The sequence below is a fragment of the Dialister micraerophilus genome (assembly GCF_947090205.1).
Classification (GTDB): domain Bacteria; phylum Bacillota; class Negativicutes; order Veillonellales; family Dialisteraceae; genus Dialister; species Dialister micraerophilus.
This window is the reverse complement of sequence record NZ_CAMUNF010000001.1, coordinates 203208-217704: the sequence shown is the minus strand read 5'-3', so window position 1 is coordinate 217704 and position 14497 is coordinate 203208. Positions and strand designations below refer to the sequence as shown.

Sequence of the window (14497 nt, the reverse complement as noted above, 5' to 3'; positions counted from 1 at the left end):
ATAAGTTTTTTGGGTACATTTCAAAAGCTTATGTGTTCATTTTCCATTTAAATAAACAGCGATATAAGTTTTTGACTTTTAAACGATTTGCTGTAAAATAAAAATGCGGAGGAACGATATGAATATTATAAAAAGAAGAGTTCATTTTTATGAAACCGACGGTATGAAAGTAGTTCATCATGCAAATTACTTTAAATGGTTTGAAGAAGCCAGAGTGGAATACCTTCGTGCAGGAGGAATATGTTTAAATGAACTTATGAAAAAAGGAATAGTATTTCCGATAGTTGAAGTGCAAGCACGTTACTTGAAATCTGCAAAATATGATGATGTAATTATCATAAAAACATATTTGAAAGAAATAAACAGAATAAAATTGACATTTTACTATGAAGTTGTAAAAGAAGAAACCGGTGAAATACTGACAACGGCTACTACAAAAGGTACATATACGGATATAAACACAGGTAAGATTGTAAGAATACCTCAGGAAAAAATAGCCAAGTTGATTTCTATTTCAAAAGAGGACAGAGAATAATGGATAACCGACCCATAGGAATAATGGACTCAGGAGTAGGCGGACTTACAGTTGCACGTATTCTGAGACAAAAGTATCCTGAAGAATCAATTATATTTATAGGAGATACGGCAAATAATCCTTATGGAGAACGTACCTCTCATGAAATAAACGTATTAGCGGGAAAAATGAAAAAATTTTTGATAAGTAAGAATGTAAAAATGATTATAATTGCATGCAATACGATTACATTCAACGTGCAAAAAAATTTTTATGACGAAAAAATACCGATTGAAGGTATGAGTTTGGACTTACCTCATTTTGAAAACGCCGGAAGCATAACCGTATTTGCCACACCGGCAACAATAAATTTGCACATACATAAAAATAAAATAAAAGAAAAATTCCCTAACTCGAAAATTGAAGAAATGCCATGTGAAGGGTTGGCACATGCTATAGAAGAAAATAATTCACGGGAAAAAATAACTGAAATTTTAAAAAAAATAATAGAAAAAAGGAAAATTTCACCCACAGATATAGGAATATTTGCATGTACGCACTATCCTCTTGTTGAAGACGTATTTAAGAAAATATGGAATAAAACAAAATTTTGGGATCCGGCGGAAAGTACGGTGGAAAATTCCATGAAAAAATTAAAAAAAGAAAACAAAAAATCGGAATCTTACACCGAAGATTTGTTTTATTTTACAGAAAATGCCGAAAGAGCGGAAATTTTGGTAAAAAAATTTTTCGGAAATAAAGTTTCCGTAAAAAATATTAAATTGGGGTGTTAATTATGACTTTGACAGTAATAAAGATTATTACCGCCGTTATAGGACTGATTTGCTTAGGTTTTATTGCATATTGGATAATGGCTTTTATACAAGGTGATTGCAAATTTCACATAGAGAAAAATAAAATGAGCTCACTTAAAGTGGACTCCATGAGCGATAACCATGTATTATTTACATTTTCGGTACCTATTGTAAACAAAGGTAGACAAAACGGAACGATTATGGATGCGTTTATGAGACTATACGTTCCGTTCGAACAATACAACGAGGCATTTTTATCTACACTTTTGACAGTTAAAGATTTGCCGAGAAATGACGGATATTGGCAAGCATGTATAATTCCCAAAGGAAGTCATAAGACATTGGTTTGCAAAATAATAATGCAAGGAAAATCGGGAAACATATTGAGAGACTTGGAAACTATACCTGATATACCGTTGGAAATAATTTATCAGGCTGTAGGACGAAGCGATTACTATTACGAAAAAGAAATGATACATATAAAAAGTGAAGAAATACGCTCTGCAGTATATTCATATACATCGGAGGTGAAATAAATGGAATCACCGGAACTTATACCAGTACATACAAGAATACTTACAAATAAAGATAATATAGTAGAAGCAATTAAAGAATATGCACAAGATATCATTACAAATAAAGATATAGTATGTGTTGCCGAATCCGTACTTGCGATAACACAAAGCAGATATGTAAGGCCCGAAGAACTGAAAGTATGCTGGCAAGCAAGACTTATGAACAGATTTGTACCACCTGCAGGATCTATGGCAAGTATTTACGGAATGCAGGCCGCAATGGAAGAAGAAGGTAAATGGAATATGATGTTTTCATTTATCTGGGGTGCAATTGCAAAATTGGCGGGTAAACATGGAGTTTTCTATCAAAGATGCAGACAAGCATCATTAATAGACGATGTAACCGGAACAATGCCGCCGTTTGATAAATGTCTTGTATATGGACCTGCAAATGCAAGTAAGGTATGTGAAGAAATAAAAAAAGCCACAGGAGCATACGGAGCTGTAATAGCAGATGTAAATGATTTGAAAAGAGCTGCCGTACTCGGAAAAAGTGCAAAAATCAGTCCATACAAAGTGGCAAAAATATTAATAGACAATCCTTTCGGAAATGACAATCAAAAAACACCGATAGTTATAATTAAAAATTTTACAGATTATGTATAAAAAGGCATCGAATTGCAAAAAACTCCTTTATCGTTTTTTACGATAAAGGAGTTTTTCAATCTCGATGTTTTTAAAATAAAAAAGCCGACATAAGTCGGCAACTTTATTAAATATCTCTGTTAACTTTGTTGGAACGAAGGGCGCGAGTGCAGACATTCATTCTCTTGACTTTCCCGTTAACAAGAACACGAACTCTCTGAACGTTCGGTTTCCAAGTTCTCTTTGATTTTCTGTGAGAATGGGAAATCTTAAATCCGGTCAATACTTTTTTACCTGAAATTTCACAATAATTAGCCATGTGCTACACCTCCTTGCATGTCCCTGATTGCAACACTAATAATATAGCATATTTTTTTTTAGATGTCTATATTTCAATATTCAAATAACCGTTTTTCATCATATCATATGAATTTCAATTAATCAAGAATTTACAAAGTATAAGTTGTAAATTATTTTGAAACTCGGAAATTTATTTAATATAATAAATACAAAATGTAAAAAATGAGGACACATATGAAACTGGAAGACTCGGTAATGAAAGTAAAGGGTGTAGGCCCGAAGATGTTTGAAAAACTTGGAAAATTGAATATAAAAACGGTAGAAGATTTAATTAATTTTTTTCCGAGAAAATATCAAGATTGGTCAAAGATTACACCTATGGAAGATATTGTGATAGGAGAAGAATGTCTAATATACGGTAAAATCGTTAAAGTAGATGAACGTATTTTACGCCGCGGAATGAGACTTCTTTCGGTAATATTGACCGACAATATAAACAGTGTGACTCTGACATATTTCAATCAAAGCTGGAAGAAAAAACAATTTAATATAAACGAAGAAATTTTAGCATATGGGAAAGTTGAATATTTGTACGGTAAATATCAAATATCGAATGCCGAAATTGAAGCGGTTCCAAAAGAAAATTTGAAAAATTTTGAAAAACTGGTACCGATATATCCGCTTACGGAAGGAATAACGGCAACACAAATGAGAAGTATGATAGCATTTGCATTGAAAAATGTTTCGAATTTAAAAGAAAATTTACCCATAGAAATTTTGATACGTGAAAATTTTCCGGATAAATTACTTGCCATAAAAACGTTGCATAATCCTAAAAATTATAAAGAAAAAGAGACGGCAAGAAAAAGACTTGCATTTGAAGAATTATTTTTTATGCAAGCGGGAATATTGATGCTAAAAGAAAAACGAAAAATAAATTCTTATGGAATAAAATGCGGTCCCTCAGGCAAACTTGTAAAATCCGTTTTAAATAAATTTCCGTTTGAACTTACAAAAGATCAGAAAAAAGCATTTTCGGATATTGAAAATGATATGGAAGATATAGAACCGATGTACAGATTATTGCAAGGAGATGTAGGCAGCGGTAAAACTGCAATAGCGGCACTTACAGCGGCTAAAATTGTAGAAAACGGATATCAAGCGACCATTATGGCACCAACTGAAGTTTTAGCATCACAACATTACAAAACTTTTTTGAATTTATACAAAAATTTATCGGTAGAAATTGCATACTTGTCAGGAAATATAAAAAATTCGGAAAGAGAAGTACTGTTAAATAAATTGAAATCCGGAGAAATAGATATACTGATCGGTACGCATGCATTGATTGAAAATAATGTGAAATTTGCACATTTGGGACTTGTTATTACCGACGAACAACACAGATTCGGAGTAAAGCAAAGAGAATTGCTTGAAACTAAAGGTGAAAATCCTCATGTGCTTGTAATGACTGCAACACCTATACCGAGAACGATGGCACTTTCGGTATACGGAGATTTGGATGCGTCCGTTATAAATCAAATGCCGATAGGCAGAAAACCGGTAAAAACATATGTAATAAATGACAAATTGCTGCAAAGAGTATTGATTTTTATAAAAAAAGAAATACAAAAAGGTCATCAAGCATACATAGTATGTCCGCTTGTAGAAGAAAGTGAAAAAACAGATCTTGCGGCCGCTATATCCGTTTATGATAAACTCAGAAAAAATATTTTTTCCGAATATAAATGCGGACTTATATACGGAAAAATGAAAAACTCCGAAAAAGAGCAAATAATGAATGATTTTTGTGAAAACAAACTGCAAATACTTGTTGCCACATCGGTAATAGAAGTAGGAGTAAACGTTCCGAATGCAACTGTAATGCTTGTGTATGGAGCCGAACGATTCGGACTTTCTCAACTGCACCAATTAAGAGGAAGAGTAGGTAGAGGTAAAATACAATCATACTGTATTTTGTACACAAAAAATACAAATGAAACTACAACATTAAGACTCAACATAATGACAAAAATAAACAACGGATTTTTACTTTCGGAAAAAGATTTAATGTTGAGAGGCTCGGGAGAACTTTTCGGATATCATCAACATGGGATGCCCGACTTGAAAGTTGCAAATATAATAAGAGATTTGCCGCTGCTTGAAAAAGCAAGGAACTACGCACAAAAATTTATTCATTCGGAGAAAAACATAAAAAGTGAAGTAAAAAAACGTTTCGGCAAAGTTTTTTTAGAACGTTTATATCATTAATGTGAAAAGTATTTGTGAACATAATCCGTTTATATGCTATACTTTTTACATATGGTAAATATGAATATTGTCATATAAATATATTTGAATTACAATAATAGTGTTAATCTGACAACAAAGTAAAAATATTTTACTTAGGAGAACTATGTTTGATATAAAAAAAAGTGCCAGAAATATTATGGGAATTAATGTTCATGCCATAAACATGGAGCAGGCTTTGGAGTTTGCTTTGGATAAAATTGAACGTAAAGAACCATGTATGACTGCAACACCCAATGCGGAAATGATAATGTTGGCACAAAAAGATAAAGAATTTGCAAAAATTTTGAACTCTTGCGATATGCTTATAGCAGACGGAGCAGGGATTATATGGGCCGGAGAACAACTGGGATATCATTTTCCGGAACGTGTTGCCGGTGCAGATTTTGTTGAAAATTTACTGAAAAAAGCGGTAGAAAAACAAATATCCGTATATTTTTTGGGCGGAGCACCTAAAGTAGCAATGAAAGCCGTTGAAAAATTCAAAGAGAAATATGGAGAATTTCCTTTAGCCGGAATACATGACGGATATTTTGATGAAAAAGAAGAAATAAAAATTATTGAAGAAATAAAAAATAGAAATACTGAAATTTTGCTCGTGGGAATGGGAGTCCCGAAGCAAGAAAAATGGATTTATAACAACAAAGATAAATTGGGAAATATATTCTCAATAGGTATAGGCGGAGTTTTTGACGTAATGGCGGGGGTTGTACCTCGTGCACCTAAATGGATGCAGAAAAACAGATTGGAATGGGCATATAGGTTGTTCAAACAACCTCAGCGTATACATCGAGTAATGGCAATTCCGAAATTTATGATAAAAATCAAGAATTGGAAAGGATCGAAAAAGAAGTAAAATGTTAAAGAAACCTATTATATTACCGGAAGGATATCCTTTTATAGGGGTATCGGTTTTATTGGCAATATTATTGGCTTATTTCGGCTTTAAGCATACAGCGGTAGTGCCGGCAGTTTTTGCGGTATATTTTTGTTACTTTTTTCGTTGTCCGCGCAGAAATTCCAAAATACCTGAAGAAAAAGATATTATAGTATCTCCGGCAGACGGAACTGTAATGTCCGTTGTAAAAGACGTAGATGAAGAAATGTTTCTTGGAGAAAAATGTTGGAAAATAACAATTTTTTTATCTGTATTCAACGTTCATTGCAATCGTTCACCTATGGAAGGTAAAATCACATATCAATCATATACTCAAGGTAAATTTTTACCGGCATATAAAGATTCGGTAGGATTTGAAAACGAGAGAGGCGCAATAGGGATAAAAGGCGAAAAACGTTCGATACTTGTAATATTGATTGCAGGAATTTTGGCAAGACGTGTAGTTTCATGGAAAAAACTCGGAGACAACCTTAAAAGGGGTGAATTGTACGGAATGATTAAATTCGGTTCATGTACAGAAATTTATATTCCCGGAAATGTTGAAATATGTGTAAAAAAAGGTAGTAAAGTAAAAGGTGGATTGTCAATCATAGGGAGGTTGAAATAAAGTGAAAAAATCATGGATAGCAAACGGAGTTACGGCAGCCAATGCGTTGTTCGGAGGATTGTCAATTATGTGCTCCATAAACGGAGAATTTTATTTGGCAGCGACATTTATATTACTCGCAACAGTTGCAGATGCATTGGACGGTCGTGTAGCACGTGCACTTAAAACTGCAGGTCCTTTCGGAGTTGAACTGGATTCTCTCTGTGATAATATTTCATTCGGTATTGCCGCAGGTGCTTTGATTTATTCATATCAATTGCAATCATTGGGAACATATGGACTGATTCCATGTGCTTTATTAGGTGCATTTTGTTCATTCAGATTGGCACGTTTCAACGTAATGGTTTCGGATGTACATGGATACTTTCAAGGACTTCCCTGTCCGACAGTAGGAGTTTTGATTTCATCATACGTACTTTCGGGAGTGAAGATTTGGGATTGGCTTGCACTTATTTGTGTTTTAGGATTGGGAATTCTGATGGTAAGTGAAGTTCACTATCCGGATAATAAAGGTGCAAGTGCCGATCAACTGCACTTACCTGCATTACTCGGATGTTTGCTTTTCGTGATTATATGTATATTTTTACAACCGTCCACATGGGCAGCTGCAATCTGCGTAGCATACGTTATATTCGGTATGATAAATACATGGCTGAATCGTAGAAAGAAGAAAATGCGCAGAGCAAGAAAAATGAGAAAAGGCATGGATTTATGACATACATTCTTGACATTATTATGATTCCGGTACAGCTGATTGTAGCGTTTTTTACGATTTATTATACAGTTATAGCTATATTCGGAATGTGGCATAGAAAAGAAAAAAATCTGGCAGAACCGAAAAGTAAATTTGCAATAGTAATTCCGGCACATAATGAATCCGTAGTAATAGGAGAATTGTTGGATAATTTGAAAAAATTAAAATATCCGTCAAACCTGTACGACATATTCGTTATTGCGGACAACTGTACGGACAAAACGGCTGAAATAGCAAAAGAGTACGGTGCAGAAGTTCTTGAACGTGAAAATAAAGAAGAAATAGGAAAAGGTTATGCGATGGATTGGGCTTTTCCTAAAATATTCGAATTGAACAGAAACTATGATGCTTTTTGTGTATTTGACGCAGATAATCTTGTACACTTGGACTTTTTGAAAGTTATGAACACAAGACTTCTTAAAGGCGAAAAAGTAATGCAAGGATATCTCTCCGCTAAAAATCCTGTGGATACATGGGTATCCGGTACATTTGCAATAGCTTTTTGGGTTGTAAATCATTTATGGCACTTGGGTAAGTATAATATCGGTTTATCTTCCTGTTTGGGAGGAACCGGTATGTGTATTGCATCCGACATTATAAAGAAATACGGATGGGGATGTGATTGTTTGACTGAAGACATGGAATTTTCAATGAAATGTCTCAGTCACGGTATACGTACATGTTGGGTACATGATGCAATTATTTACGATGAAAAACCGTTATCATTGATGGCATCATGTAAACAAAGAAAACGTTGGGCACAAGGACAGTTCGATTGTTCGGAAAGATACATACCGATATTGTTTAAAGAAGGTATACGTCGCAGAAATATAGTTATGCTTGACGGAATAATGCAACTTTTGCAAAACTATTTTCTGTTGATTTCGACATTTTATGCAATTATGACTTATATAAATATGTTCGATCCGTGCTTTACGGTAATTTTATATAACGACGTGTTGATACCGCAACAATTTTGGTCAACCTTAGGTATTATTCAATATGTTTTACCGTTAATTGTATTACTGCAAATAGAAGTACCGCTGAAAATTTATTTTTATTGGTTCTTCTATCCGTTATTTATGTATTCATGGATACCGGTAACATTTTTAGGATGGTTGGATCGACATAAAAAAGATTGGGTACATACAGTTCATACAAGAAATTTGAATTTCGAAAAAACATCGCTGACAAGAAAAAAAGAAATTGACAAAAAATAATTTTCTGAAATTTGATTGACGTAAATAGTTTGTTATGTTAAAATTATTTCTGTCAGTGAAATGCCGGAGTGGCGGAATGGCAGACGCACCAGACTCAAAATCTGGCGGTGGCGACACCGTGTGGGTTCAAGTCCCACCTCCGGCACCATGAAAATAATCAGACACGATTGAATTAATCGGATGTCTGATTTTTTATTGCGTGAATTTGAAATTTTGAAATACGATGTTTATACGGCTATATAATAAAATGCGGTTTCATAATAAATGTCGGATGAGTGTAAGCAAATATATCTATTCAGCTTTTATTTAAAATAAGAAGTGCACATATTCGTATCGATACCACACAATTATCTCCGAAAATAATCAAATGAGTAACTGATAAGTACGTGAATTTTTAATAGAAAATCTGAAAAATCATTTTAATATTAAATTGAATAAATGTAATTATGCAATAAATTTTCAGATACTATAAAAGATTATTGAGGCAAAAAGTATTATTGTGTATATTTCTGATTTTGTTCAATTGATTTATTTTGACATTTAAAAGGCAATATAAAAAACGGATGCGTAAATATAATTTTGCATCCGTTTTCTGTTCAAATAATTATATTTGATTTGATAATTAGATTAAAATCTGTTTTTTATTTCCGCATTATTATAAAATTTCTTCAAAAACGGTAATTGATAAAATCTTTTTCTGTAACGATGTACAACAGTAAATGCGATTACCAGAAATAAAAGTATAAAAAATCGTACACTATGCTCTTCGAAACGCAATAAATCGTGTCCGAGCAAAACCTCAACCGCTACTGAAGGAATTTTACCTATCAGCGTACATCGAAGATGCTCTCTGCTGTTTAATTTACTGACTACGGCTACTGCAGTAGTTAATATGTTCGGTGAATATGGAACTGCTCTTGCAATAATCATTGCCTTGATTGTACTGTATTTATCAAGTTTCTCCAAAAGATTTCTTTTTTCTATAAATTGTCTTGAACTTTTTCTTAGAAATATTCTTCCTATATGGTAACTTGACTCAATACCTATTACTTCTCCAATCCATGAAATAATAATTCCTGGTATTATTCCGAATAAAACTCCGTTTACCGTAAGGGAAGGAATTGTAGGAATACCGAGTACATTGAAAATTGCGATAATCAATATGCTGATTATGAAAGCCCAATACCCGAAAGACGTAATATAAGAAGATAATCCGTTCATATCTCCCGCTAAAATCAACTTTGCAGTTGTGTGATAAAAAACCGGAAAATATGTTTTTGTAATTACAAAACAAAGAAATCCGGCAATGATAAACATAACAATTCCGGAAATTGTTTTATAGGTGTTTGACATAAAGGTCCTTGATTTCTAAATAGTAAAATGCATTCTGATTTTCAAATGCGAAAACAAACTGTCTCTATTATTATATCACAGGAACATGCATTAAAATAACTCGGTTGTGAGTGTATGATAAATTTATATAATAAAAAGATATTTTAAAAAATTTACTTGAAAAAAGCAGTTTTTGTGTTATTATGGTATAAATAGAAAATGCTATGAAGGGAAGAAGCTGTGAATTGTTTTACAGAGACTTGTACAATTGCTGAAAGTACAGGAATACATGAAACGGTAAGTCACCCCTGAGCAGACAGAAATGTCCGTTACGTTCGTTACGCGTTTACGAGTGATTTACAGATAATTAAGGAGTAGTGTCTGTAAATTATATAGGTGGTACCGCGGAAGGTCTCTTTCGTCCTATGGGATGAAAGAGTTTTTTTATTTAAAGGGGAGGAACATATGCAAGAAGTAAAAGGATTGGATAAATATAATCCCGGAGAAATTGAAGGCAAATTATATGAATTTTGGGAAAAGAACAACGTATTTCATGATGAGCCGGATTCTTCAAAAGAACCGTATAGTATAGTTTTGCCTCCACCGAATGTAACAGGACAGTTACATATGGGACATGCGTTGGACGGAACTTTACAAGATATATTGATACGATACAAACGTATGCAAGGATATAATGTAATGTGGCTTCCGGGCAAAGATCATGCAGGAATTGCAACGCAAGTAAAAGTTGAAAAACAAATTGCAAAAGAAGGTTTGACCAAGTACGACTTGGGTCGAGAAAAATTTCTTGAACGTGTATGGCAATGGAAAGAAAAATACGGAAATACAATAGGAAAACAAATACGTAAATTGGGTTCTTCATGTGATTGGACAAGAGAACGTTTTACAATGGATGATGTATGTGCAAAAGCCGTAAGAGAAGTATTCATAGCATTGTATGAAAAAGGTTTGATTTACAGAGGATTCAGAATTACAAATTGGTGTCCCAGATGTCAAACCGCACTTTCGGATATTGAAGTTGAACACGAAAATGAAGACGGTAAATTGTATTATGTTAACTATCCTATCGTAGGTAGTGATGAATATATACAAATTGCTACAACACGTCCTGAAACAATGCCGGGTGATACGGCAGTTGCGGTAAATCCGGATGATGAAAGATATGTACATTTAATCGGTAAAATGCTTAAATTGCCGACAACAAATCGTGAAATTCCTGTTATTTCCGATGAATACGTAGATAAAGAATACGGTACCGGTTGTGTTAAAATTACACCTGCACATGACCCAAATGACTTTGAAGTAGGAACTCGTCATAATTTGGAAACATTGATTATTATGAATAAAGACGGCACTCTTAATGAAAATTCCGGAAAATATAACGGAATGGACAGATATGAAGCGCGCAAACAAATAATCAAAGATCTTGAAGAACAAGGTTTGCTTGTAAAAACAGAAACAAAAGAACACGCAGTCGGACATTGTTCACGTTGTGAAACTGTAATCGAACCTTTAACAACCAGACAATGGTTTGTAAAAATGAAACCGTTGGCAAAACCGGCAATGGATGCGGTTACATCAGGTAAAACTAAATTCGTACCGGAACGTTTTACAAATATATATATACAATGGCTTGAAAATATTCATGACTGGTGTATTTCACGCCAACTTTGGTGGGGACATCGTATACCGGTATGGTATTGTGAAGAATGCAAAGAAACGATTGCATCTCGCACAGATATAACTGAATGCACAAACTGCGGAAGTAAAAAAATCAATCAAGACCCCGATGTACTTGATACATGGTTTTCATCTGCACTTTGGCCGTTTTCGACAATGGGCTGGCCTGAAAAAACAGAAACATTAAAACAATGGTATCCTACAAGCACAATGGTAACCGGATATGACATTATATTCTTCTGGGTAGCACGTATGATGTTCATGTCGATGGAATTTATGCATGAAATACCGTTTAAATACGTATTCATACATGGACTTGTACGAGATTCACAAGGAAGAAAGATGTCGAAATCTTTAGGCAACGGTATAGATCCGCTTGAAGTCATAGAAAAATACGGTGCAGACGCATTGAGATTTACATTGGTAACGGGTAATACACCCGGAAATGATATGCGATTCTACTATGAACGTGTAGAAGGAAACAGAAATTTTGCAAATAAATTGTGGAATGCAACCAAGTTCACACTTATGAATTTGGATAACTATGATAAGAACTTCACACCGGAAGAAAAAGATTATACACTTGCAGATAAATGGATATTGGAAAAATTGGCAAAAACCGAAGAATTCGTAAGCAGAAATCTTGATAAATACGAACTCGGAGAAGCTGCCGACAGTATATATAATTTTGCATGGAATTGTTTCTGTGATTGGTACATTGAAACTGCAAAATCACGTTTATATGCAGAACATTGTAGAGATCGACAAGTAACACAATATGTACTTGTATATACATTGACACGTATGTTGGCACTCTTGCATCCGTTTATGCCTTTTATTACCGAACACCTTTGGCAACATTTACCTCATGAAGGGAAAACATTGGCAAGAGCGGAATGGCCGAAGGTATCTGAAAAACTTCGCTTTGAAAAAGAAGAAGAACAAATGGAACGTATTATGGAAATAATAAAAGCAATCCGTAATATGCGTGCAGAAGCCGGAGTTATACCTGCAAAGACATGTAGAATAAAGATACATGTAACAAGAGAAAATCTCAAAAATTGTATTGAAAATCATAAGAGCTACTTTGAAAAACTTGCAAATGTGGAAAGTATCGAATTTTTGAACAGTGATGAAGATAAGCCTGAAAATGCACTTACGGCGGTAGTGACAAATTCCGACATATACATGGAATTAAAAGGACTTATAGATACGAAAAAAGAAACTGAACGTATAAACAAAACAAGAGAAGTACTTGAAAAAGAAATTGCAAGAGCCGAAGGTAAACTCAAGAACAAGGGATTTATAGCAAAAGCACCGGAAGCGGTAGTAAATAAAGAAAAAGAAAAACTTGAAGAATTCAAAGAACAAATGAAATCTTTGGAAGAACGTTTGAAATTTTTAACAAAAATATAAATAAAAACAGCCTTGTAAAAGCAAGGCTGTTTTTATGGAGGTATTTATGACTTACGAAAATGCAATAGAATCTTTAGAAAAATCACTTGTATTCGGAATAAAACCCGGAATGCAACGAATAAAAAAACTTTTAGAACTTCTCGACAATCCTGAAAAAGCATATAAAGTAATTCACGTTACAGGAACAAACGGTAAAGGCAGCGTAGTTGCGATGATTACAAAAATACTTGAATTATCGGGTATAAAAACAGGAAGATTTACATCACCGCACTTGATTGAATATACCGAAAGATTTTATTCATGCGGAGCGTATATATCAAAAGAAAAATTTGCGGAAATGTATGAAAAGGTACAAAAAGCAGTTCAAATAATGAAAGAAGAAGGACACGAACAACCTACGGAATTTGAGATGCTTACCGCAATGGCATTTTTATATTTTAAAGAAGAGAACGTAGAATATGCGGTAGTAGAAGTGGGAATGGGAGGACTTTTGGACTCCACAAATGTAGTTGAACCGGAAATTTCCGTTATTACAAATGTAGCAATGGATCATATGAAAATATTAGGTAAAGATATAAAATCCATTGCAGAACAAAAAGCCGGAATAATAAAAGAGAAAAAACCTGTAGTAACATCTGCAACAAATGAAGCACTTTCAATTATAAGCAAAGAAGCCGAGAAAAAACATTCGAAAATATATGTGTACAATAAAGATTTTGCAGTTGATTCGGTAGAAGTAAAAAATAAAGGTCAAATCATAAAACTCAAGGCCGATATAAAAGAAATTTCCGAAAAAGAACAAACTATAGAAATACCGTTAAACGGAAAATATCAATCAATAAATGCGGCGGTTGCATGGACAACTGTAAAATTACTTGAAAATAAAGAAAAACGTATAACAAATGAAAGTATACTCAAAGGATTTTTGTCGGTAATATGGCATGGAAGATTTGAAATATTTGAAATAGACGGGAATACAATTATTCTTGACGGAGCACATAATTTCGCCGGAGCAAAAACTTTAAATGAAACATTGAATCAAAAGTATAAAAATAAAAAAAGACTTGTAATTTTCAGTTCGCTTAAAGACAAAGAAACTCAAAAAATACTGAAACTTATAGTAAGAGAAAATGATACGGTATTTTTTGTTGAAGCACCGACAAAACGTACAAGAACATTTGATGAACTCAAAAAAATGACGGACTCGAAGCACTTTGAAATGCCGAATGTAAAAACAGCACTGGACAAAGCATTGAAAATATCCGGAAAAGACAATGTAATAATTGTTTGCGGATCGCTATATATACTCGGAGATGCATTGAAATTTATAAACGGGGAAAGCGACAAATAATAATTCTACCCAATTATTCCCAAAAGTAATAAAAGAATCTCAAAATTATATTAAAAAACATTGTAAATTTACAAAAAATTTACAAAACCAAAGTATGATAAAGAAAGTGCAAAATGATT

Annotated in this window: 13 protein-coding genes and 1 tRNA gene; 12 read left to right on the top strand and 2 right to left on the bottom strand. The window is 33.6% G+C overall.

Annotated features, from left to right (window positions below; genetic code table 11):
- Window positions 1-118 precede the first annotated feature (118 nt).
- From P6922_RS01050 to P6922_RS01035, 4 genes are read left to right on the top strand one after another with little or no spacing between them, the layout of a single operon-like run.
- Complete coding sequence (locus P6922_RS01050) at window positions 119-535, top strand: acyl-CoA thioesterase (RefSeq protein WP_035062561.1); 417 nt, start codon at window positions 119-121, stop codon at window positions 533-535.
- Window positions 535-1308 (top strand): glutamate racemase, encoded by a 774-nt coding sequence (locus P6922_RS01045; RefSeq protein ID WP_276873584.1) that lies wholly within the window; start codon window positions 535-537, stop codon window positions 1306-1308. The genes P6922_RS01050 and P6922_RS01045 overlap by 1 nt, the downstream gene beginning before the upstream one ends.
- 2 nt (window positions 1309-1310) lie before the next feature.
- Window positions 1311-1865, top strand: a complete 555-nt coding sequence (locus P6922_RS01040; protein WP_276873582.1) for a hypothetical protein — start codon at window positions 1311-1313, stop codon at window positions 1863-1865.
- Window positions 1866-2510 (top strand): coenzyme F420-0:L-glutamate ligase, encoded by a 645-nt coding sequence (locus P6922_RS01035; RefSeq protein WP_007555294.1) that lies wholly within the window; start codon window positions 1866-1868, stop codon window positions 2508-2510. It abuts the gene before it with no gap.
- Between the two features lie 106 nt (window positions 2511-2616).
- On the opposite strand, the gene rpmB is transcribed toward P6922_RS01035, so the two are convergent.
- Window positions 2617-2808 (bottom strand): 50S ribosomal protein L28, encoded by a 192-nt coding sequence (rpmB, locus tag P6922_RS01030; RefSeq protein ID WP_040014006.1) that lies wholly within the window; start codon window positions 2806-2808, stop codon window positions 2617-2619.
- Window positions 2809-3023: 215 nt separating this feature from the next.
- Between rpmB and recG the strand changes: the two genes are divergently transcribed.
- From recG to P6922_RS01000, 6 genes are all read left to right on the top strand, one after another.
- A complete protein-coding gene (recG, locus tag P6922_RS01025; protein WP_276873580.1) occupies window positions 3024-5060 on the top strand; it encodes an ATP-dependent DNA helicase RecG in 2037 nt (678 codons plus the stop codon).
- 145 nt (window positions 5061-5205) lie between these two features.
- Window positions 5206-5955 (top strand): WecB/TagA/CpsF family glycosyltransferase, encoded by a 750-nt coding sequence (locus P6922_RS01020; RefSeq protein WP_276873577.1) that lies wholly within the window; start codon window positions 5206-5208, stop codon window positions 5953-5955.
- A gap of 1 nt (window position 5956) precedes the next feature.
- Window positions 5957-6604, top strand: a complete 648-nt coding sequence (locus P6922_RS01015) for a phosphatidylserine decarboxylase family protein (protein ID WP_276873575.1) — start codon at window positions 5957-5959, stop codon at window positions 6602-6604.
- A 1-nt stretch (window position 6605) separates the two neighbouring features.
- Complete coding sequence (pssA, locus tag P6922_RS01010; protein ID WP_007555627.1) at window positions 6606-7319, top strand: CDP-diacylglycerol--serine O-phosphatidyltransferase; 714 nt, start codon at window positions 6606-6608, stop codon at window positions 7317-7319.
- Window positions 7316-8578: a glycosyltransferase family 2 protein gene (locus tag P6922_RS01005; protein ID WP_007555196.1), complete on the top strand. Its 1263-nt coding sequence runs from the start codon at window positions 7316-7318 to the stop codon at window positions 8576-8578. Before pssA ends, P6922_RS01005 begins: the two co-directional genes overlap by 4 nt.
- Before the next feature lie 62 nt (window positions 8579-8640).
- A tRNA-Leu gene (locus P6922_RS01000) sits at window positions 8641-8726 on the top strand.
- 479 nt (window positions 8727-9205) lie between these two features.
- Here P6922_RS01000 and P6922_RS00995 read toward each other — a convergent pair.
- The gene (locus tag P6922_RS00995; protein ID WP_276873572.1) at window positions 9206-9931 is read right to left on the bottom strand and encodes a TVP38/TMEM64 family protein; all 726 of its coding nucleotides are present in this window, start codon (window positions 9929-9931) and stop codon (window positions 9206-9208) included.
- A gap of 444 nt (window positions 9932-10375) precedes the next feature.
- Between P6922_RS00995 and P6922_RS00990 the strand changes: the two genes are divergently transcribed.
- Together P6922_RS00990 and P6922_RS00985 are read left to right on the top strand one after the other, a co-directional pair.
- Complete coding sequence (locus P6922_RS00990; RefSeq protein WP_276873570.1) at window positions 10376-13027, top strand: valine--tRNA ligase; 2652 nt, start codon at window positions 10376-10378, stop codon at window positions 13025-13027.
- A gap of 46 nt (window positions 13028-13073) precedes the next feature.
- Window positions 13074-14378, top strand: coding sequence for a bifunctional folylpolyglutamate synthase/dihydrofolate synthase (locus P6922_RS00985; protein WP_276873568.1), 1305 nt, complete (start codon window positions 13074-13076; stop codon window positions 14376-14378).
- Window positions 14379-14497 lie beyond the last annotated feature (119 nt).